This window comes from Streptomyces sp. NPDC038135 (genome assembly GCF_055601245.1).
On record NZ_JBVJXS010000015.1, the window covers coordinates 81309 to 101532 of the forward strand.

General features: G+C 73.4%; 21 protein-coding genes. 10 read left to right on the plus strand and 11 right to left on the minus strand.

Going from position 1 to position 20224, the window contains the following annotated elements; genetic code table 11:
• Nucleotides 1-30: 30 nt before the first annotated feature.
• The 4 genes from ACZ7JA_RS34695 to ACZ7JA_RS34710 all read left to right on the plus strand — a co-directional run bounded on the left by ACZ7JA_RS34695 (nucleotide 31) and on the right by ACZ7JA_RS34710 (nucleotide 3156).
• Entirely contained in the window at nucleotides 31-639 is a 609-nt protein-coding gene (locus tag ACZ7JA_RS34695) for a DUF1349 domain-containing protein (protein ID WP_470812357.1), read from the plus strand.
• A gap of 60 nt (nucleotides 640-699) precedes the next feature.
• Nucleotides 700-1203, plus strand: a complete 504-nt coding sequence (locus tag ACZ7JA_RS34700; RefSeq protein WP_389304442.1) for a GNAT family N-acetyltransferase — start codon at nucleotides 700-702, stop codon at nucleotides 1201-1203.
• Between the two features lie 77 nt (nucleotides 1204-1280).
• Nucleotides 1281-1997, plus strand: a complete 717-nt coding sequence (locus tag ACZ7JA_RS34705; protein ID WP_389452919.1) for a DsbA family oxidoreductase — start codon at nucleotides 1281-1283, stop codon at nucleotides 1995-1997.
• A 97-nt stretch (nucleotides 1998-2094) separates the two neighbouring features.
• Nucleotides 2095-3156: an aminotransferase class V-fold PLP-dependent enzyme gene (locus ACZ7JA_RS34710; RefSeq protein ID WP_351669192.1), complete on the plus strand. Its 1062-nt coding sequence runs from the start codon at nucleotides 2095-2097 to the stop codon at nucleotides 3154-3156.
• Between the two features lie 233 nt (nucleotides 3157-3389).
• Here ACZ7JA_RS34710 and thpD read toward each other — a convergent pair whose 3' ends face one another.
• From thpD to ACZ7JA_RS34735, 5 genes are all read right to left on the minus strand, one after another.
• Nucleotides 3390-4277 (minus strand): ectoine hydroxylase, encoded by an 888-nt coding sequence (thpD, locus tag ACZ7JA_RS34715; protein WP_351669190.1) that lies wholly within the window; start codon nucleotides 4275-4277, stop codon nucleotides 3390-3392.
• A 5-nt stretch (nucleotides 4278-4282) separates the two neighbouring features.
• Nucleotides 4283-4687, minus strand: coding sequence for an ectoine synthase (locus ACZ7JA_RS34720; RefSeq protein ID WP_351669188.1), 405 nt, complete (start codon nucleotides 4685-4687; stop codon nucleotides 4283-4285).
• Between the two features lie 68 nt (nucleotides 4688-4755).
• Nucleotides 4756-6027 carry a diaminobutyrate--2-oxoglutarate transaminase gene (gene ectB / locus ACZ7JA_RS34725; RefSeq protein ID WP_351669186.1) on the minus strand — a complete coding sequence of 424 codons (1272 nt, stop codon included), beginning with the start codon at nucleotides 6025-6027 and terminating at the stop codon, nucleotides 4756-4758.
• Nucleotides 6028-6040: 13 nt separating this feature from the next.
• Nucleotides 6041-6559 carry a diaminobutyrate acetyltransferase gene (ectA, locus tag ACZ7JA_RS34730; protein WP_351669184.1) on the minus strand — a complete coding sequence of 173 codons (519 nt, stop codon included), beginning with the start codon at nucleotides 6557-6559 and terminating at the stop codon, nucleotides 6041-6043.
• Nucleotides 6560-6870: 311 nt separating this feature from the next.
• Nucleotides 6871-7971, minus strand: coding sequence for a pyridoxal-phosphate-dependent aminotransferase family protein (locus ACZ7JA_RS34735; protein WP_470812361.1), 1101 nt, complete (start codon nucleotides 7969-7971; stop codon nucleotides 6871-6873).
• Between the two features lie 195 nt (nucleotides 7972-8166).
• Here ACZ7JA_RS34735 and ACZ7JA_RS34740 point away from each other — a divergent pair, with 195 nt between their 5' ends.
• From ACZ7JA_RS34740 to ACZ7JA_RS34760, 5 genes are all read left to right on the plus strand, one after another.
• On the plus strand, nucleotides 8167-9009 hold the full coding sequence (locus ACZ7JA_RS34740; protein ID WP_351669180.1) for a transporter substrate-binding domain-containing protein: 843 nt from the start codon (nucleotides 8167-8169) through the stop codon (nucleotides 9007-9009).
• On the plus strand, nucleotides 9006-9839 hold the full coding sequence (locus ACZ7JA_RS34745; protein ID WP_393428568.1) for an amino acid ABC transporter permease: 834 nt from the start codon (nucleotides 9006-9008) through the stop codon (nucleotides 9837-9839). Before ACZ7JA_RS34740 ends, ACZ7JA_RS34745 begins: the two co-directional genes overlap by 4 nt.
• A complete protein-coding gene (locus tag ACZ7JA_RS34750; protein WP_351669176.1) occupies nucleotides 9836-10630 on the plus strand; it encodes an amino acid ABC transporter ATP-binding protein in 795 nt (264 codons plus the stop codon). The genes ACZ7JA_RS34745 and ACZ7JA_RS34750 overlap by 4 nt, the downstream gene beginning before the upstream one ends.
• Nucleotides 10631-10700: 70 nt before the next feature.
• Nucleotides 10701-11792, plus strand: coding sequence for an amidohydrolase family protein (locus tag ACZ7JA_RS34755; RefSeq protein WP_450750444.1), 1092 nt, complete (start codon nucleotides 10701-10703; stop codon nucleotides 11790-11792).
• Nucleotides 11793-11961: 169 nt separating this feature from the next.
• Nucleotides 11962-12870, plus strand: a complete 909-nt coding sequence (locus ACZ7JA_RS34760) for an SCO1860 family LAETG-anchored protein (RefSeq protein ID WP_389452933.1) — start codon at nucleotides 11962-11964, stop codon at nucleotides 12868-12870.
• A gap of 150 nt (nucleotides 12871-13020) precedes the next feature.
• Here ACZ7JA_RS34760 and cobC read toward each other — a convergent pair whose 3' ends face one another.
• From cobC to cobM, 6 genes are read right to left on the minus strand one after another with little or no spacing between them, the layout of a single operon-like run.
• On the minus strand, nucleotides 13021-14097 hold the full coding sequence (gene cobC / locus ACZ7JA_RS34765; RefSeq protein WP_470812364.1) for an Rv2231c family pyridoxal phosphate-dependent protein CobC: 1077 nt from the start codon (nucleotides 14095-14097) through the stop codon (nucleotides 13021-13023).
• Nucleotides 14087-15013: a sirohydrochlorin chelatase gene (locus ACZ7JA_RS34770; RefSeq protein WP_351669168.1), complete on the minus strand. Its 927-nt coding sequence runs from the start codon at nucleotides 15011-15013 to the stop codon at nucleotides 14087-14089. Before ACZ7JA_RS34770 ends, cobC begins: the two co-directional genes overlap by 11 nt.
• Entirely contained in the window at nucleotides 15010-15597 is a 588-nt protein-coding gene (locus ACZ7JA_RS34775; protein WP_351669166.1) for a precorrin-8X methylmutase, read from the minus strand. Before ACZ7JA_RS34775 ends, ACZ7JA_RS34770 begins: the two co-directional genes overlap by 4 nt.
• On the minus strand, nucleotides 15594-17309 hold the full coding sequence (gene cobJ / locus ACZ7JA_RS34780; protein WP_470812366.1) for a precorrin-3B C(17)-methyltransferase: 1716 nt from the start codon (nucleotides 17307-17309) through the stop codon (nucleotides 15594-15596). Before cobJ ends, ACZ7JA_RS34775 begins: the two co-directional genes overlap by 4 nt.
• The gene (gene cbiE, locus ACZ7JA_RS34785; RefSeq protein ID WP_470812368.1) at nucleotides 17306-18538 is read right to left on the minus strand and encodes a precorrin-6y C5,15-methyltransferase (decarboxylating) subunit CbiE; all 1233 of its coding nucleotides are present in this window, start codon (nucleotides 18536-18538) and stop codon (nucleotides 17306-17308) included. The genes cobJ and cbiE overlap by 4 nt, the downstream gene beginning before the upstream one ends.
• A complete protein-coding gene (gene cobM, locus ACZ7JA_RS34790; protein ID WP_351669301.1) occupies nucleotides 18535-19353 on the minus strand; it encodes a precorrin-4 C(11)-methyltransferase in 819 nt (272 codons plus the stop codon). The genes cbiE and cobM overlap by 4 nt, the downstream gene beginning before the upstream one ends.
• Before the next feature lie 126 nt (nucleotides 19354-19479).
• Here cobM and ACZ7JA_RS34795 point away from each other — a divergent pair, with 126 nt between their 5' ends.
• Nucleotides 19480-20211, plus strand: coding sequence for a ZIP family metal transporter (locus ACZ7JA_RS34795; protein ID WP_351669160.1), 732 nt, complete (start codon nucleotides 19480-19482; stop codon nucleotides 20209-20211).
• Nucleotides 20212-20224 lie beyond the last annotated feature (13 nt).

Sequence of the window (20224 nt, forward strand, 5' to 3'; positions counted from 1 at the left end):
GCCGGACGAGGAACCTGGGACACTCGCGCGATGGACGTAGAACTCCCCGAACTGCCCTTTCCCCTGCGGACCTACGGGCCCGACGCCAACTGGTCCTACGAGGGGGGCGTGCTCACCGGCTGGGCCGGACCCCGGCAGGACCGGTTCGTGCCGCCCACCGGCGAGGCCCTCGACCCGGCCGCCGACGCGCCCCGGCTGCTCGGGGCGCCCGAGGGCGACTTCCAGCTCATAGCCAGGGCCACCGTCGGGTTCGGCGCCTCCTTCGACGCCGGGGTCCTGTACGTCCACGTCGGCGACCGGGCCTGGGCCAAGCTCTGTCTCGAGTACTCCCCGGACGTGCCCACCGTCTGCACGGTGGTCACCCGGGGGCACTCCGACGACGCCAACTCCTTCACCGTCGACGGGAGCTCGGTGTGGCTGCGGGTCAGCCGCACCGGCCGCGCCTTCGCCTTCCACGCCTCCCGGGACGGCGGGCACTGGACCTTCGTCCGGCTCTTCACCCTGGGCGAGGAGAAGGAGTCCGGCGCGGCGCTGGTCGGCTTCATGACCCAGTCGCCGCTGGGGGAGGGCTGCGTGGTGACCTTCGACCACCTCGAGTACCGGGCCGGCTGGCCGGACGACCTGCGCGACGGCAGCTGAGCGGGGCGGCCGGGGCGCGCCGCGCGGAACCGCGGCGCGCCCCGGCACGTCTACCACCGCATGATCGACGCGCACCGGATCCCCCGGTCCCTGATGATCAGGACCGCCCTGCCCGCCGAGGCCGAGGCCGTCGCCGACGTGATGGTGCGGGCCCGGTCCACGTACTACCCGGACGGCCTGCCGGACCCGGACACCGACTGGACCGAACGGTGGCGGCAGGCCATCGAACGGCCCGACGGCCAGGTGCTGTGCGCGGTGCGCGACGCCCGCCTGGTGGGCCTGGCCTCCTTCCGCCCGCCGGAGGGCGCACCGGCCGGCACGGTGAAACTGTTCCAGTTCCACGTGGACCCCGGTCACTGGCGCGAGGGCGTCGGCACCGCCCTGCACGCCGCCTGCGTGGAGCAGTGGCGGGCCGACGGCACCCGGACGGCCCGGCTCGAGGTGCACGTCGACAACCTCCGCGCCCAGGCCTTCTACGCCCGCCAGGGCTGGGTCGCGGACCCGGAGTGCCCCGACGACGGCCATCTGCACCTCAACCTGGTGTTCGCGGTCCCCGGGGAATGAAACCCGCTGCTTGAACGTTCACGTACGTGCGCGGGGACCGCCTCCGCCGCCGTACGAGCAGGAGAAGAGCCGAGAGCATGCGCGTCGAAATCTGGAGCGACATCGCCTGTCCCTGGTGCTACGTCGGAAAGGCCCGCTTCGAGAAGGCGCTCGCGGCCTTCCCGCACCGCGACGACGTCGAGGTGGTGCACCGCTCCTTCGAGCTGGACCCCGGCCGCGCCAAGGGCGACGTCCAGCCGGTGCTCACCATGCTCACCCGGAAGTACGGCATGAGCGAGGCGCAGGCCCAGGCCGGCGAGGACAACCTCGGCGCCCAGGCCGCCGCCGAGGGCCTGGACTACCGCACCCGCGACCGCGACCACGGCAGCACCTTCGACATGCACCGCCTGCTGCACTTCGCCAAGACCCGGGGAAGCCAGGACGAGCTGCTGCAGATCCTCTACCGGGCCAACTTCGCCGAGGAGCGGTCCGTGTACACCGAGGGCGACGAGCGGCTGGTGGAGCTGGCCGGCGAGGCCGGGCTGGACACCGAGGCCGCCCGGAAGGTGCTCGCCGACCCGGACGCCTACGCCGACGAGGTTCGCGCCGACGAGCGCGAGGCCGCCGAGCTCGGCGCCACCGGCGTGCCCTTCTTCGTCCTCGACCGGAAGTACGGCGTCTCCGGCGCCCAGCCCGCCGAGGTCTTCACGCAGGCGCTGACCCAGGCCTGGGGCGAGCGCTCCCCGCTGAAGCCGGTCGGCCAGGACGGCGCCGAGGTCTGTGGCCCGGACGGGTGCGCGGTACCCCAGCCCTGAGAAACCGCAGGTCGGCGCGGACGTATAACGATCTCTGAGAGGATCCACGCAAAAATCCGCAATGGACTGTGACTTCATCGGGCCGCAGAGTGGTCCCATGGAGACCACGGAGACGTTCGAGAGCCTCGTCCGCGCCGAGTTCGCCCCCACGACCAGCTACCTCAACACCGCGAGCAACGGCCTGCTGCCCGCCCGTACCGTCACCGCCCTGCACCAGGCGGCGCTGCTGCGGGCCGAGGGCCGGCCGCTGCTGCCGCTGTACGACGACGTCGAGGCCTGCCGGGCCGCCTACGCCCGGCTCGTCGGCGTACCGGCCACCCGCGTCGCGGCCGGCGCCTCGGTCGCCGCGCACACCGGCGTGATCGCCGCCTCGCTCCCCGCCGGCGCCGAAGTCCTCACCGTCGAGGACGACTTCACCTCCGTGGTGAACCCCTTCCACGTCCGCGGCGACCTCAAGGTCCGCGCCGTCCCGCTGGAGCGGGTCGCCGAGTCCGTCCGCCCGGGCACCGCGCTCGTCGCGCTCAGCTCCGTCCAGTCCGCCGACGGGCGGATCGCCGACCTGGCCGCCGTGCGCGAGGCCGCCCGCGAGCACGGCGCGCGCACCTACGTGGACTGCTCCCAGTCCGCCGGCTGGCTCCCCATGGAGGCGGACGCCTTCGACTTCAGCGCCGCGGTCTCCTTCAAGTGGCTCCTCGGCCCGCACGGCGCGGCGTTCCTGGTGGTCCCGGAGGACTTCGGCGGACTGAGCCCGGTGCTGGCGGGCTGGGTCGCGGGGGAGCGGCCGTGGGACAGCTGCTACGGACCGGTCCAGGAACTGGCGCACTCCGCCCGGCAGTTCGACCTCAGCCACGCCCTGTTCACCTACGCCGGGCTGCGCCGCTCACTCGAGCTGCTCGAAGAGGCCGGGCTGCCCGCCCTGCACGCGCACGCCGTGGGGCTCGCCGACCGGTTCCGGGCCGGGCTCGCCCGCCTCGGCCACGAACCGGTGCCCGCGCCCGGCTCGGCCATCGTCTCGGTGCCCGGACTCGGCGACCGCCAGCCCGGGCTGGGCGAGTCGGGCATCGTGGTGTCCGACCGCGCGGGCAATCTGCGCGCGGCCTTCCACCTCTACAACACGCCGGCGGACGTGGACCGCCTGCTGGACGCGCTGTCCCGCTGACGGCACGACCGGGCCGGGGCCTCCCGTCCCACACGAGGAGGCCCCGGCCCGGTGGTCGAGGAGCGCGGCCCGGTCTACTTCACCGAGTGAAGTCCCGCGCCCCGATGCTGTGTTCTCCGGGGGGCGACCCCCGGACCCCCGGCCGGAGGCGGCTCACCGGACGGGCGTGAAGTCCCTGGCCCCGATGCTGTGTTCTCCGGGGGGCGACCCCCGGACCCCCGGCCGGAGGCGGCTCACCGGACGGGCGTGAAGTCCCTGGCCCCGATGAACTCGGGCCTGCGCACCGGTGCCGCGAACGGCTCCACCGCCTTGTTCTCCACGCTGTTGAAGACGATGAAGACGTTGCTGCGCGGGAACGGCGTGATGTTGTCGCCGGAACCGTGCATGCAGTTGCAGTCGAACCAGGTCGCCGAGCCGGCCTTGCCGGTGAACAGCCGGATGCCGTGCTCGCCGGCCAGCTTCGTCAGCGCCTCGTCGGACGGGGTGCCCGCGTCCTGCATCTGCAGCGACTTCTTGTAGTTGTCCTCGGGCGTGGCCCCCGCGCAGCCCAGGAACGTGCGGTGCGAGCCCGGCATGATCATGAGCCCGCCGTTGGTGTCGTGGTTCTCGGTCAGCGCGATCGAGACGGACACCGTGCGCATGTTCGGCAGGCCGTCCTCGGCGTGCCAGGTCTCGAAGTCCGAGTGCCAGTAGAAGCCGCTCGCGCCGAAGCCCGGCTTGACGTTGATCCGCGACTGGTGGACGTACACGTCCGAACCGAGGATCTGCCGGGCCCGGCCGACCACCCGCTCGTCGCGCACCAGCCTCGCGAACACCTCGCTGATCCGGTGCACCTCGAAGACCGAGCGGATCTCCTTGGTCTTCGGCTCGACGATCGAGCGCTCGTCGGCCCGGATCGCCGGGTCGGCGACCAGCCGGTCCAGCTCGCCGCGGTAGACCTCGACCTCGTCCGGGGTGATCAGCTGGTCGACGGCGAGGAAGCCGTCACGCTCGTACGCCTGCAGATCGGCCGTCGGGATCGGGCCGGGCGTGTCCGGGGAGCCCCAGACCACCGGGTCCTGACGGGGCACGGCCACCTCGCTGGTGCCGCGGCTGGGGTACAGGTCGGTGACAGCGGTCATGGGTGTCACACCTCCTCGGGCTCGGTGAGCAGCGGGTAGACGCCGTTCTCGTCGTGGTCCTCCCGTCCGGTCACGGGCGGGTTGAACACGCAGATGCAGTGGAAGTCCTCCTTGACGCGGAGCGTGTGCCGCTCGTGCCCGTTCAGGAGGTACATGGTGCCGGGGGTGATGGTGTACACCTCGCCGGTCTCGCGGTCGGTGAGCTCGGCCTCGCCCCGGGTGCAGACGACGGCCTCGATGTGGTTGGCGTACCACATGTTCGTCTCGGTCCCCGCGTACAGGATGGTCTCGTGCACGGAGAAGCCGACCCGCTCCTTGGCGAGGACGATGCGCTTGCTCTCCCACGTGCCGGACGCGGACTTGATGTGCCGGTCGGTGCCTTCGAGATCCTTGAACGATCGGACGATCACGGTGCTGAACTTCCTCCTGGTCGTACGGTGTGCTGTGCGTGCGGCCGGCGGGCCGTACGGAAGCGGGGTCAGACGGTCTCGCGGACCGAGCGGGAGAGGATGCTGAGACCCTCGTCCAGTTCCTCGGGGGTGATGGTGAGCGCGGGCAGCAGCTTGACGACCTCGCCCTCCGGGCCCGACGTCTCGATGAGCAGGCCCAGTTCGAAGGCGCGCCGGGCGACCCGCGAGGCGCGGTCCTTGTCGCGGAACTCAAGGCCCCACACCAGGCCGCGGCCGCGGTACTCCTTCACGTCGGCGAGGTTCTCCTCGGTGATGGAGATCAGCGCCTGCTCGACCTGCTCGCCCCGGGTGCGGGTCTGCTTCTCCATGGCGGAGCCGTCGGTCCAGTACGTCTCGAGGGCCGCGGTGGCGGTGACGAACGCCGGGTTGTTGCCGCGGAAGGTGCCGTTGTGCTCGCCCGGCTCCCAGACGTCCAGCTCGGGCTTGAACAGGCACAGCGACATCGGCAGGCCGTAGCCGCTGATCGACTTCGACACGGTGACGATGTCGGGCGTGACCCCCGCCTCCTCGAAGGAGAAGAAGGCGCCCGTGCGGCCGCAGCCCATCTGGATGTCGTCGACGATGAGCAGCATGTCCTGGCGCTCGCAGAGCTCGGCCAGCGCGCGCAGCCACTCCGGGCGCGCGACGTTGATGCCGCCCTCGCCCTGCACCGTCTCCACGATCACGGCGGCCGGCTTGTTGAGGCCGGACCCCTGGTCCTCCAGCAGCCGCTCGAACCACAGGAAGTCGGGGACCTGGCCGTCGAAGTAGTTGTCGAACGGCATGGGGGTGCCGTGCACCAGCGGGATGCCCGCGCCGGCCCGCTTGAAGGCGTTGCCGGTGACGGCGAGCGACCCCAGGGACATGCCGTGGAAGGCGTTCGTGAAGGACACGATCGCCTCCCGGCCCTTCACCTTGCGGGCGAGCTTCAGCGCCGACTCCACGGCGTTGGTGCCCGTCGGGCCCGGGAACATGACCTTGTAGGGGAGGTCGCGCGGGCGCAGCACCAGGTTCTGGAAGGTCTGCAGGAAGCTCCGCTTGGCGGTGGTCGACATGTCCAGGCCGTGGGTGACGCCGTCCCGGGACAGGTAGTCGATGAGCGCCCGTTTGAGCACCGGGTTGTTGTGGCCGTAGTTCAGTGAGCCGGCCCCGGCGAAGAAGTCGAGGTACGCGTGGCCGTCCTCGTCGTACATCCGGCTGCCCTGCGCACGGTCGAACACGGTGGGCCAGCCGCGGCAGTAGCTGCGAACCTCGGACTCGAGGGTCTCGAAGACGCTCAGGTCGGGCTGGGTGATCGTCACGGTGAATCGCTCCTCAGTGCGCGGTGGTGGGGGCCAGAGGGCCGATGCGGTACAGGACTTCGGGGTCGTGCGGGCCGTCCGGGAAGAGGTCGGCCTGGAACAGCACCTCGCGGGTCACGTCCGCGCCGTGGCGGGCCGCGAACGAGGTGAACAGCCGCTCGGAGGCGGTGTTCCCCGGGGTGATGGTGGTCTCGATGCCGGTGATCGCGCGCTCTTCGGCGAGCCGGGCGGTCAGCCCGTCGAGCAGCGCGGCGGCTATGCCGTGGCCGCGGTAGGCGGGGTCCACGGCCACCTGCCAGACGAGCAGGGTGCGGGGGTCGTCCGGCCGCACGTACCCGGTGACGAAACCGACGGGCTCGCCGTCCGCGTCGCGGGCCACCGCCGAGGTGGCCGCGAAGTCCCGGCACCACAGCAGATAGCTGTACGAGGAGTTCAGGTCGAGGGTTTTGGATTCCTTGGCGAGCCGCCAGAGCGAGGCTCCGTCGGTCACCGCCGGTCGGTCGATCAGCAGGTCTGCTGGTGCGGCAGTCATGCGGAAAGAATTTAGCGAGACAAATTGCAGAATGCACGGCCAGGGTCGCCGTGACACGTGTCCAGCATGACTGAATGTCGGCTTTGACCCATGTCAAATCATGACAAAAGGGCTCGCTTGTGGAGTGTGTCACATACATGAAACCCGCCGGAAAACCAGCTCGTTTAGCTTCGCAAAAACCGGGCAGAAGAAGACGGGAAGCTATCGACAGGTGAATTCGCGGAAATTGTGAAAGTGATTTGAATTCCCATTCGGGCAATGAAAACGGCCCGCACGGTGCGTGCGGGCCGTCGTTTCGCGTACCTCTGTGGTCACCGCCAGGCTTCGTCGGCCGCCCGGCGGGCCGCCGCCACGTCCACCGTCAGCCCCCGCCCGGCGAGCGCCGCGCCCAGGGCCGCCAGACAGGCGTGCACGGTGTCCGGCGTCGCGTCCGGTCCGTAGTGGTTCACCCGGATCATCTCCTTGGCCAGGGCGCCGCCGCCGGCGGCCAGCGGCAGCCCCGCGTCGCTCCCCAGCGCGCTCGCCACCAGCTCCGACGCCACCGTCCCGGCGGGCGCCCGCAGGGTGGTGGCGACCGGCGCCGCGTCCTTCGCCTCGCGCACGTACGGCTCCAGGCCGCCGCCCAGCGCCGACGCCCCCGCCCGGGTGGCCCGCGCGGCCGCGGCGTGCCGCGCCATCACCGCGTCCAGGCCCGCCGACTCGATCCGCTCCAGGCACGCCTCAAGGGCCAGCATCTCCAGCTGGGCGGGAGCGTGCAGCAGCGCCTTGCGGCCGCCGTCGATCCAGCGGTCCTTCCAGTCCAGCAGCGAGAGGTAGGAGCGGCGCGGGGCGCCCGGGTTGGCCGCCATACGGGCCCACGCCCGCTCGCTCACCGAGATCGCCGACACTCCGGCCGGCCCGCCCATCGCCTTCTGGGCCCCGATCACGCACAGGTCGACGCCCCACGCGTCCGGCAGCACCGGCTCCGCGCCGACCGAGGCGACCGCGTCCAGGTAGAACAGCGCGCCGTGCTCGCGCACCGCCTCGCCGATCTCCGCGACCGGGTTGGTGTTGCCCGTCGCCGCCTCCGCGTGGACCAGCGACACGAAGTCGATCTTCGGGTGCTCGACGAACGCCTCCCGGATCCGCTCGGCCGTCACCGCGGTGTGGAAGGGGACCTCGACGTCGTGCACCGTGGCCCCGCAGTCCCGCAGCCAGTCCCCGAAGGTCTGCCCGTACGGGCCCGTGATCACGTTCAGCGCCGTCGTGCCGGGTCCGGCCGCGGCGCGGATCGCGCCCTCCAGCGGCAGCAGCGCCTCGCCCTGGGTGATCACCACGTCCTGCCGGGTGTCCAGCAGCCGGGCCACCCGGTCCTCGATGGCGGCGAACCGCTCGGCGCTCAGCGGGGGCAGATCGAGGAGGGGGTGGGTCACGGCGCTGCTCTCTTCGCTCACGAGGGTCCACGAGGCCGGCCGGAAGCCGACGGGAACGAGGGTAACGCTCGCCCTCCGCCGCCCCGCGACCGGCGAGTTCTCAGGCCGGACGGCCCCTCGGCCATCGGTTTGATTTGAGAGACCCAAACATCTCCTTATAATCGGAACCCACGATTCCCCCCACTGGAGATCTCCATGAACACGCTCCTCCGGCGCCGGACCCGTCTTCTGGCCGCCACCACCGCCACGGCCGGGCTCGTGCTCGTGGCCGGCTGCTCCTCGGGCGACGGGGGGAAGGGCGCCACGGTCAAGGGGGTCCACCTCGTCAAGGCCGGGCAGCTCACCACCTGCACCCACCTGCCGTACCCGCCGTTCCAGTCGGAGGTGAACGGCAAGGTGCAGGGCTTCGACGTCTCCCTCGTCGACCTCGCCGCCAAGAACCTCGGCGTGAAGCAGCAGATCCTGGACACGCCGTTCGAGAACTTCAAGACCGGCGCCTTCCTCAACTCCGGGCAGTGCGACCTGGCCGCGGCCGGCATGACCATCACCGCCGAGCGCAAGAAGAACGTCGACTTCTCCGACCCGTACTTCGAGGCCACCCAGGCGGTCCTCGTGGACAGGAACAGCGGGATCAACTCGCTCGAGGACGTCAAGGCCAAGGGCAAGAAGCTCGGCGCCCAGGCGCAGACGACCGGTGAGGACTACGTCAAGGGCAAGGGCTACGACCCGATCTCCTTCGAGTCCTCCGACGCGGTCCTCAACGGCCTGCGCACCGGCCAGGTCCAGGCCGTCGTCATCGACTACCCGGTGGTTCAGGGCTGGCTGAAGGACAAGGCCAACGCCGACAAGTTCAAGGTCGTCGGCAACCTCAAGACCGGTGAGCAGTACGGCTTCACCGTCAAGAAGGGCAACACCAAGCTGCGCGAGGCCCTGAACAAGGCGATCGCCGACGCCAAGGCCGACGGCACGTACAAGAAGCTGTACGAGAAGTGGATCGGCCCGTACGACGCCTCCGCCGCCTCTCCCTCGGCCTCATGAGCGACACCGGCGTACGACTCCAGCCGAAGAAGAAGGGCCTCACCCGGCGGCAGCGCCGCAGCCTGTCCCGGGCCGTGCAGTACACCGTGTTCGCCGCCGCCGTGATCGCGTTCGCGGTCGCGGCGGACTGGGGCCGGCTGAAGAACCAGTTCGCCCAGGGCAGCATCGCCAAGCAGATGTTCCCCGAGGTCATCACGCTGGCGCTGAAGAACACCGTGCTCTACACGCTGTCCGGCTTCGTCGTCGGACTCGTGCTCGGCATGGTCATCGCGTTGATGCGGCTGTCCTCCGTGGGCCCCTACCGCTGGGTGGCGGGCGTCTACATCGAGATCTTCCGCGGCCTGCCGGCCCTGCTGATCTTCATCTTCGTGGGCGTGGCCGTGCCGCTCGCCTTCCCGGGCACGGAGATCCCGGGCGGCACCTACGGCAAGGTCGCCCTCGCGCTGGGCCTGGTCTCCGCGGCGTACATGGCGGAGACGATCCGCGCCGGCATCCAGGCGGTGCCCAAGGGGCAGATGGAGGCGGCCCGTTCACTGGGCTTCTCGCCCACCCGGGCCATGGTCTCCATCATCGTCCCGCAGGCCTTCCGGATCATCCTGCCGCCGCTCACCAACGAACTCGTCCTGCTCTTCAAGGACTCCTCGCTGGTGCTGTTCCTCGGGGTCACCCTGGAGGAGCGGGAACTGTCCAAGTACGGCCGCGATCTGGCCAGCACCACCGCCAACTCCACGCCGATCCTGGTCGCCGGCCTGTGCTACCTGCTGGTGACCATCCCGCTCGGCTACGTCGTCCGGCGCATGGAGTCCAGGTCCCAGGAGGCGATCCGATGAGCGGCGCGGAGATCCAGGTCAAGGACCTGCACAAGTCCTTCGGCGACAACCACGTGCTGCGCGGCATCGACCTGGAGATCGGCCAGGGCGAGGTCGTCTGCGTCATCGGGCCCTCCGGCTCCGGCAAGTCCACGCTGCTGCGCTGCGTCAACCTGCTCGAGGAGCCCACCAAGGGCCAGGTCTTCGTCGGCGGCACCGAGCTGACCGACCCCGACGTCGACATCGACGCCGTCCGCCGCCGCATCGGCATGGTCTTCCAGCAGTTCAACCTCTTCCCGCACCTGAACGTCACCGACAACCTCACGCTGCCGCAGCGCCGGGTCCTCGGCCGGGACAAGGCGACGGCCGCGCGGATCGCCGCGGAGAACCTGGACCGGGTCGGCCTGGCCGAGAAGGCGCGGGCCTATCCGTCCTCCCTCTCCGGCGGCCAGCAGCAGCGGGTGGCCATCGCCCGGGCCCTCGCCATGGGCCCCGAGGTCATGCTGTTCGACGAGCCGACCTCCGCGCTCGACCCCGAGCTGGTCGGGGACGTCCTCGCGGTGATGCGCCGGCTCGCCGAGGAGGGCATGACCATGATGGTCGTCACCCACGAGATGACCTTCGCGCGCGAGGTCGCCGACCGCGTCGTCTTCATGGACGGCGGGGTGATCGTCGAGGAGGGCGACCCCGGCCAGGTCATCGGCGCCCCGCGGCACGAGCGCACCCGCCACTTCCTCTCCCGCCTGCTGGACCCGGCGATGGCCGAGGTGGAGGAGGAGACCTCGGACCAGGTGGGCGAGCGCGGCGAGTAGACCGCCGGGCGCCCCCCGGCCCGCAAGCCCGGGGGGCGGCTCGCCGCGGCGGCTCACTAAGGTGCCGGGTATGAGCGATGACGCGGTGCTGCATGTGAGGGGGCGGGTCCTGGCCGGGCCCGAGGACGTGCGCGACGAGCTGTGGGTGGTCGGGGGCCGCGTGTCCTACGACCGCCCCGCCGGGGCGCGCGACGTCACCACCGTCGAGGGCTGGGCACTGCCCGGCCTGGTCGACGCGCACTGCCACGTCGGCCTCGGCGCCGAGGGCCCGGTGGACGCCGACACCGCGGAGAAGCAGGCGCTGACCGACCGGGAACGCGGCACCCTGCTGATCCGGGACGCCGGCTCGCCCTCCGACACCCGCTGGATCGACGACCGGGAGGACCTGCCGAAGATCATCCGGGCGGGCCGGCACATCGCCCGCACCCGCCGCTACATCCGCAACTACGCGTGGGAGGTCGAGCCGGAGGACCTGGTCGCCTACGTCGCCCGGGAGGCGGAGCGCGGTGACGGCTGGGTGAAGCTGGTCGGCGACTGGATCGACCGCGACCTCGGCGACCTGTCCGCCTGCTGGCCCCGGGAGGCGGCCGAGGCCGCCATCGCCGAGGCCCACCGGCTGGGCGCCCGCGTCACCGCGCACTGCTTCGCCGAGAGCTCGCTGCGCGACCTGGTCGAGGCCGGCATCGACTGCGTCGAGCACGCCACCGGCCTGACGGACGACCTGATCCCGCTCTTCGCCGAACGGGGCGTGGCGATCGTCCCGACCCTCGTCAACATCGCCACCTTCCCGCGGCTCGCCGCGGGCGGCGAAAGCAGGTATCCGCGCTGGTCGGCCCACATGCGCCGGCTGCACGAGCGCCGCTACGACACCGTGCGCGGCGCCCACGACGCCGGCATCCCGGTCTACGTCGGCACCGACGCCGGCGGCTCGCTGGCCCACGGTCTGGTCGCGGCCGAGGTCGCGGAACTGGTCACCGCGGGCATCCCGGCCGTCCAGGCGGTGGCGGCGGCGAGCTGGAGCGCCCGAGCCTGGCTGGGCCGCCCCGGCCTTGAGGAGGGCGCACCGGCCGACCTCGTGGTGTACGAGGCCGACCCGCGGGCGGACGTCCGGGTGCTGGCGGCCCCGCGCCGGGTGGTGCTGAACGGCCGCGTCGTGGAGTGAGGAGCGGCGGGGCCCGGATGAGACGGGGGAACGCGTGTGCACGTTGATTCGAAGAGGTGTGCTGAAACTCCACGATGGAGTGAAGTAACGCAGGATCGCTGACCGTTCACCCACAGTGCGTACAAGGTTGACGGGTCCCAAGCAAGTTTTCTCTGGGGGTCCCACCGCCTTGAACAGCAACGACTTCCGCATGCCCGCCCGCAGGCTCGCCACAGTGGCGACGGTCACCGCGCTCGCCGCGGCGCCCGCGCTGCTGGGCGCGGGCGCCGCGCACGCCACCACCGGCCACGGTCGCGCCTCCGCCGTCGTGCTCCGCACCGGACTCGACGTGTCCCTGCTCAACAAGACCGTGAACGTCCCGCTCGCGGTCAGCCTCAACGAGGTCCAGGCGCCGCGCAGCGCCGACCGGACGGCCCTGACGGCCCGGCTGGACGGCGTGAACGGCGGCCGGCCGTTCACCGTCCTCGGCGCGGAGGCCGCCTCGGCCACGGCCACCGCGAACGGCCGGCTCGCCGAGGGCTCGGTCCGCCTCGTCCACGCCCGGCTGCACGTCCCGGGCCTGCCGCTGCTCTCCGTCGTAGAGGTCGGCACGGTCACCGCCAAGGCGACCTGCGCCGCCGGGAAGGCGCCGGTCGCCTCCGCGAACGTCCTCGGCGCCGTCACGGTCCTCGGCAAGCGCGTCTCGCTGACCGCGGGCGGCCCGACCGAGGTGAAGGTGCCCGGCGTCGGCGAGGTCCGCCTCGACCTCTCCCAGCGCCGGACGACGTCCCGCACGGCGGCCGCCACGGCACTCGAACTCAAGGTCTCCGTGAACCCGCTGAAGCTGAACGTGGCCGAGGTGAACGGCACCGTCACCCTCGCCAAGGCCACCTGCGAGACCCCCGCGCCCGCCCGGCACACGACCCCGAGCGACGCCGGCACCGCCCCCGAGGTCAAGCCCCAGGGAGCCCCGGGCGCCCAGGCCGACCTCGCGGAGACCGGCGGCGACTCCTCGACCCCGTACATCGCCGGCGGCGCCCTGGCCCTGCTGCTGCTCGGCGGCGGCGCGGTGACAGTGGCCCGGCGCCGCAGGAACTGACGGACGGCGGCGCGTTCCCGGACGCGCGGGGCCGCGGTGGAGCGTGACGGCCGGCCGGAGGCGCGGTGCCGGGAGCGAGCCGACGGTGCCTTCCCAGCCGGCCGGGACGGGTGGGCGAGTGGGACGCGGGGTCCGGGGGCGGCGCCCCGGTCACTGCAGCGCGGCCGACAGCGCGGCCAGGAACCCGCTCACCGTTCCCCGGTCCCGCACCGCCACCCGCACCCACGCGTCCCCGCCGAGACCGGGAAACGTGTCCCCCCGCCGCACCGCGTACCCCAGCCTGCGCAACCGCCGCCGCACCGCGTCCGCCTCCGGCAGACGCACCAGCACGAACGGCCCCTCCGCCGGCGACACCACCCGCACCCCGCGGGACGCGAACGCGGCGAGCCCCGCCTCCAGATGGGCGCGGTCCGCCGCGATCCGGTGCGCCGCGTGCGCCGCCTCGGCCAGCGCCCGGGGCGCCACACACGCCTCGGCCGCGGCGAGCGCCGGCGTCGACACCGGCCACAGCGGCTGAGCCCGCTCCAGCCCGTCGATCGTCTCCGGCGCGGCCAGCACGTACCCGATGCGCAGCCCGGCCAGCCCCCAGGTCTTGGTCAGGCTGCGCAGCACGACGAGACCGGGCACGTCCGTCCGCCCGGCCAGCGCCTCCCGCTCACCCGGCACCGCGTCCATGAACGCCTCGTCGACCACCAGCGTCCGGCCGGGCCGGGCGAGCCGGGCGATGGATCCGGCCGGATGCAGGACCGACGTCGGATTCGTCGGGTTGCCGATCACCACCAGGTCCGCGTCCTCGGGCACCGCCGCCGGATCCAGCCGGAACCCGTCCGCCTCCCGCAGCAGCACCCGGTCCACGGTGTGCCCCGCGTCCCGCAGCGCCGCCTCCGGCTCGGTGAACTGCGGATGCACCACGACCGGCCGGCGCACCTTCAGCGCCCGCGCCAGCAGCACGAACGCCTCCGCCGCCCCCGCCGTCAGCAGCACCCGCTCCACCGGCAGTCCGTGCCGCGCCGCCACCGCCGCCCGCGCGGCCCGCCCGTCCGGGTAGGCCGCGAGGGACGGCAGCGAGGCGGCGATCACGTCCCGCAGCCACGGCGGAGGCGTGTCCGCGCGGACGTTGACGGCGAGGTCGACCAGCCCGGCGCCCTCGTCGCGCATCTCCGCGTCGCCGTGGTGCCGCAGGTCGTGCCCGGCCGCCGGGCCGCCCCCGGTGTCCTCAGTGCGCATGGCTGTGGGAGTGCCCCCCGTGCTGGTGGTGCCCGTGCCCGTGGTCGTGGCCGTCGTCGTCCGGGTGGAAGTGCGGCTGCTGCGGCAGCCCCACCTTGTCCTCGAAGCCCGGCAGCGCGATCCGGTACACGCAGGAGTCGCAGTTCATCCGCAGATCACCCTTGACGGCCTCCGCGTACCGCTCCATCACCAGGTCCAGCAGCTCCGGCTCGGGCCCGATGACGTCCGCGGAGCGCACCTCCAGGTCCGGGTGCGCGGCCGCCCACTCCTCGGTCTGCCTGCGCACCCGGTCCGGCAGGATGCCGGTGAACAGGAAGTACGGCAGGACGACGATCCGCCGCGCACCCAGCTTCGCGCACCGGTCGAGCCCGCTCGGCACGTCCGGCGCCGCCAGCGACACGAACGCCGTCTCGACGCCCGCCCAGCCGCGCCCCTCCCACAGCAGCCGGGCCGCCTTGTGCACCTCGGCGTTGGCGTCCGGGTCGGTCGACCCGCGCCCCACCAGCAGCACGGTCACGTCGGACCGCTCGCCGGACGTGCCGGCCAGCGCCTCCTCCAGCCGCCGCTCCAGCACGTTCAGCAGCGCCGGGTGCGGGCCGAGCGGACGCCCGTAGGTGTACGAGATGCCCGGGTGCCGTTCCTTCTCCCGGGACAGGGCGGCCGGGATGTCGCCCTTGGCGTGCCCGGCGGAAACCAGCATCAGCGGTACGGCCGCGAACCGGCGCACGCCCCGGTCCACCAGGTCGGCGACCGCCTCGCCCAGCGGCGGCGGGGACAGCTCGATGAAGCCGCCGGCGACGGGCAGTTCGGGGTGGCGGCGGCCCAGCTCCCGTACGAAGTCGCGGAACGCCTCGGCTCCGGCCTCGTCCCGGGTGCCGTGGCCGGCGATGAGCAGGGCGGGCGGCGGGGTGGTCACGGGGTCTCCTTGGGGGAAATCGGGTGGTACAGCAGGGCGTTGAGCGCGGCGGCGGCGACCGCCGACCCGCCCTTCTCGGACACGTTGCTCACGGCGGGCAGCCCGCTCGCGCGCAGCGCCTCCTTGGACTCGGCCGCGCCGACGAAGCCGACGGGCAGGCCGATGACGAGCGCGGGGGAGGCGTCCAGGGTCAGCAGTTCCTCCAGGGCGGTCGGGGCGTTGCCGATCACCCAGAGGGCGCCGGGCCCCACCTCCTCGTAGGCGAGCCGGATCCCGTGCGCCGAACGGGTGAGGCCCGGACCGGCCACGGCGTCCTTCAGGCGGCAGACGGTCTCCCGGCGGGTGATGCCGGCCCCCACCATCTCGACGTCCACGACGACCGGCGCCCCGGCGTGCAGCGCGGCGTGCGCCCTGACCAGGTCGTCCTCGTCGGTGACGAGGTCGGTCGCGTAGTCCAGGTCGGCGGCGGAGTGGATGACCCGCTCCACCACCGCCCGGGTCAGCGGGGGGAAGTGCGAGGTGTCCAGGCGGGCGCGCAGCCGCCGGTAGGACTCCTGCTCGATGGGGTGGACGACACGGTTCACCGGGCGGCCTCCTGCCCGTCGGTCCGGTGGCTCTCCTGCCAGCGGTAGCCGCGCGGGGTCACCATGCGGCCGGCGATGTCCCGGGTCGCGGTGTTGCCCACGGTGACGACCGTCATCATGTCGACCGTCGCCGGGTCCAGTCCGCCGAGCGTGGTCAGCCGGCTCGACTCGTCCGGCCGTGAGGCGTTGCGCACCACGCCGACCGGCGTCGCCGGGTCCCGGTGCCCGGCGAGGATCGCGAGCGCCTTGGGAAGCTGCCAGTCGCGGCCGCGGGAGCGGGGGTTGTAGAAGGTGACCACGATGTCGGCCTCGGCCGCCGCGCGTACCCGCCGCTCGATGACCTCCCACGGCGTGTGCAGGTCGGACAGGCTGATGGACACGTGGTCGTGGCCCAGCGGCGCGCCCAGGATCGCGCCGGCGGCCAGCGCGGCCGTCACGCCCGGCACGCCGACCACGTCGATGTCGTCGGAGGCCTCGGCGAGCGCGGGCGAGGCCATGGCGTACACGCCCGCGTCCCCGCTGCCGATCAGCGCCACCGCGTGCCCGCGCCGGGCCTCCTCGACGGCCGTGCGGGCCCGCTCCTCCTCGGCGCCGAGACCCGACTCCAGCACCCGGGTGCCGGGCCGCAGCAGATCGCGGATCTGGTCGACGTACTGGTCGAGGCCGACCAGCACCGAGGCCCGGCGCAGTTCGTCCGCCGCGCGCGGGGTGAGCAGGTCCCGGGCGCCGGGACCGAGCCCGACCACGGCGAGCCGGCCGCGTCCCGGACGCCGCACCACGGCGCAGGTCGCCATCGCCGGGCGGCCGTCGGCGCGCACCGACTTCCGCTTGGGGACGAGGAGTTCACCGCCGCGCGCCAGCGCCGCCGCCTCCGCGACCGAGGGCGTGCCGACGGCCGCGAGCGGCGCGCCGGACGGGTTCGGCACCGCCACGTCCGCCAGCTCCGGCGCCGGGTACGTCACCAGGGGCACCCCCAGCCGCTCGGCGGCGGCCACGATGCCCGGCTCCTCGGACTTGGCGTCCACGGTGGCCAGTTCGGCGACCGACCGAGGTGACAGGCCCGCGTCCCGCAGCGACTCCTCGACCAGGGCGAGCACCTCGTCCGCCGGCGCGCCGCGGGAGGCGCCCACGCCGACCACCAGGGACGGCGGTCTGAGCAGCACCTCCCGCTCACCCGGCGCGACGGCCCGGTCGGTGAGCCGCACGGTGTACGCGCCCTCCGGCGAGGTGGGCAGCGCGGGCAGCGGCCACGGCACCTCGGCCTCCAGCGCGACCGGTTCGCCGTCCAGCAGGGCCCGCGACACCGCGGCCACCGCCCCCTCGTACGGGAACCCGAGGGTGTCGAGGCCGGGCAGCCCCACCGCGTCCGTCGCGGTCGTCACCACCGGCTCGGCGCCCAGCAGCCCGCCCACCTCGCGGGCCAGTTCGTTGGCGCCGCCGCCGTGCCCGCCGAGCAGCGACACCGCGAACCGGCCGCCCTCGTCCACGCAGACCACGCCCGGGTCGGCCGCCTTGTCGCCGAGCAGCGGCGCGAGCAGCCGTACCACCGCGCCCGTCGCCAGGAAGCAGACGAGCTGCTCGCACTCGGCGAACGCGGCCCGTACGGCCTCCCCGGCGCCGCCCTCGTACACCCGCGTACGGTCCGGCCAGGCCGCGGCCAGCCGGTCCCGCGCCGCCGCGCCCGCCGCGGTGGCGGAAATCAGGCCGATCACTTCGCTACTCCTTCACTGGATGCCGGGGGTCGCACGCCCCACAGCAGGAACACCGGATTGGCCGCCGCGAGCCGGGTCACGTCCCCGGGCAGCGGCGTCAGCCGGGACGACTGCAACAGCACGCCCTCGCAGCGCAGCCCCGCCTCCGTCAGGGCCGCGCGGGCGGCCGGCACCCGGTCTAGGGCGGCCATGGCGACGACGACGGTCCGCCGGGCCCGGCGCGCGCACACCCCGACGACGGCGGGCAGCTCGCGGCCACCGCCGCCGACGAACACGGCGTCGGGGTCGTCGAGCCCGTGCAGCGCGTCCGGCGCCGCACCGTGCACCACCTCCACGTCGACCCCGTGGGCGGCGGCGTTGGCCCGGATCCGCTCCACCCCGTCCGCGGTCCGCTCCACGGCGACGGCGGCCGCGCCGAGCCGCGCGCACTCCACGGCCACCGAACCCGAACCGGCCCCGACGTCCCACACCAGGTCGCCCAGGCGCGGCCCCAGCCGGGCCAGCGCCAGCGCCCGCACCTCGAACTTCGTGATCATCGAGTCGCGGTGCGCGAACTCGCCCTCGTCGAGAGCCCATCCGGCGGGCCGCGCGCCCGCTCCGGCGACCGTGCGCACGGGGCCCAGCGCGCGCGCCTCGTCCAGGCACAGCACCACGCTCACCGCCGCGCCCCAGTCCCGGGCGGCGGCCTCGGCGGGCGTCACCCGCTCCACACGCTCGTGCTCCGGATCGCCCAGCGCGCTCGCCACGACCAGTAGCCGGCCGCCGCCGAGCGCGGCTCCCAGCTCGGCCGGCCCGGCCCCGGGCCCGGTCAGCACGGCCACCTTCGGATGCGCCCGGCACGCGTTGACCGCCGTCCGCAGGTCGCGCCCGTGCGCGCTGACCACGACCGCGTCGTCCCACGGCAGCCCGAGCCGCGCGAACGCGGTGGCCACCGAGGACACCCCCGGCCGCACGTCAAGCCGCCCCGCCCCGAACCGCTCGGCCAGCGCCCGCACGATCCCGAAGAACCCAGGGTCCCCGGAGGCCAGCACGACCACCGGCCGTCCCCGGTCCGCGTGCTCCCCGATCGCGTCCAGGGCGGGCGCCAGCGGCCCGAGCACGATCCGCGCGGCCCCCGCGGGCAGCTTCACGGCGTCCAGGTGCCGCCGCCCGCCCACGACGAGGGCGGCCCCGGCGAGCACCTCGTCCGGAACCGGCGCGCCCGTCCCGGTGCCGACGACCGTGATCAACTCTTCGCCCTCTGCTCGCGCAGCGCCCGCCGCGCCTCCGGGTCGGCCTTGCGGTACCCGTGGAAGTGGCCGGGGTGGTACAGGTGCGAGCGGGTGCCGTGGGCGTCCAGGGCCGGACCGACCAGGAAGAGGGTGTGCTTCCAGAGCCTGTGCTCCTTGACCGTCTCCTCCAGCGTGCCGATCGTGCACCTGACGACCAGCTCCTCCGGCCAGGTCGCCTGGTACGCGACGACCACCGGGGTGTCCGTGGGGTAGCCGCCCTCCAGCAGCTCCCGCACGAGCTGGCCGCTGCGCGCCGCCGACAGGAACACCGCCATGGTGGTGCCGTGCCGGGCGAACTCGCGCACCTCCTCGCCGGGCGGCATCGGCGTCTTGCCGCCGCCGAGCCGGGTCAGCACCACCGACTGGGCGACCTCGGGGATGGTCAGCTCCCGCTGGGCGAGGGCGGCCACGGCGGAGAACGAGGAGACCCCCGGCACGACCTCGGTCGCGATGCCGATCTCCGCGCACCGGTCGAGCTGCTCCTGCGTGCCGCCCCACAGGGCCGGGTCCCCGGAGTGGATCCGGGCGACGTTCAGGCCCTCGGCGCGGGCCCGGCGGTAGACGGCCACCACGTCCTCCAGCGACATGGCCGCCGAGTCCAGGATCTCCGCGTCCTGCCGCGCGTGCTCGAGGACCTCGGCCTGCACCAGGCTCGCCGCCCAGATCACCACGTCGGCCGCCGCGATCGCGCGTGCGGCCCGGAACGTCAGCAGATCGGCGGCGCCGGGGCCGGCACCGACGAACGTCACCTTGCCGCCGGGGGCATCGGCCATGGCCATGGGAAGTGGTCCTCTCGTGGGAAAGACGCGGGTCTGTTCTGGGATGAAACGTCAGGATCTGGGGGTGTGCGGCAGGCGCCGGATGTGCGCGAAGGCGCCTTCATCGGATAGCAAGGGCCCATGGCGGTCCTTGTCGCGCTCGGCGCGTTCCTGATGACGCTGGCCGGCGGCTGGACGGCACAGCGGGTGACCGACCGCCGCCATCTCGTCCTGGGCCTGGCCGGCGGCCTGATGCTGGGCGTGGTCGGCCTCGACCTGCTGCCGGAGGCGCTGCACGCGGCGGACCGGGAGATCTTCGGTGTGCCGGCCGCCCTGCTGCTGTTCGTGGCCGGCTTCCTGCTGGCCCATCTGGTCGAGCGGACCCTGGCCGCGCGCCAGGCGTCGCACGGGGGCGCCGAGCTCCCCCACCGCGCGCCCGAGGTGGGCCTGACGGCGGCGGCCGCGATGGTCGGGCACAGCGCCATGGACGGCGTGGCGATCGGCGCGGCCTTCCAGGTGGGCGGCGGCATGGGCGCGTCCGTCGCGCTCGCCGTGATCGCGCACGACTTCGCCGACGGCTTCAACACCTTCACCATCACGAGCCTGTACGGCAACGCCCGCCGACGGGCGGTGGGCATGCTGGTGGCCGACGCCTGCGCCCCGCTGCTGGGCGCGCTGTCGACGGTCTTCTTCCACATCCCCGAGCCGGTGCTCGGCGGCTATCTCGGCCTCTTCGGCGGCGTGCTGCTCTATCTCGCCGCCGCCGAGATCCTCCCCGAGGCCCACCACGAGCACCCGGCCCGTTCCACCCTGCTGTGCACGGTCGCGGGCGCGGCCTTCATCTGGCTGGTGGTCGGCGTCTCCGGCGGCTGACCGCACGGGCCGC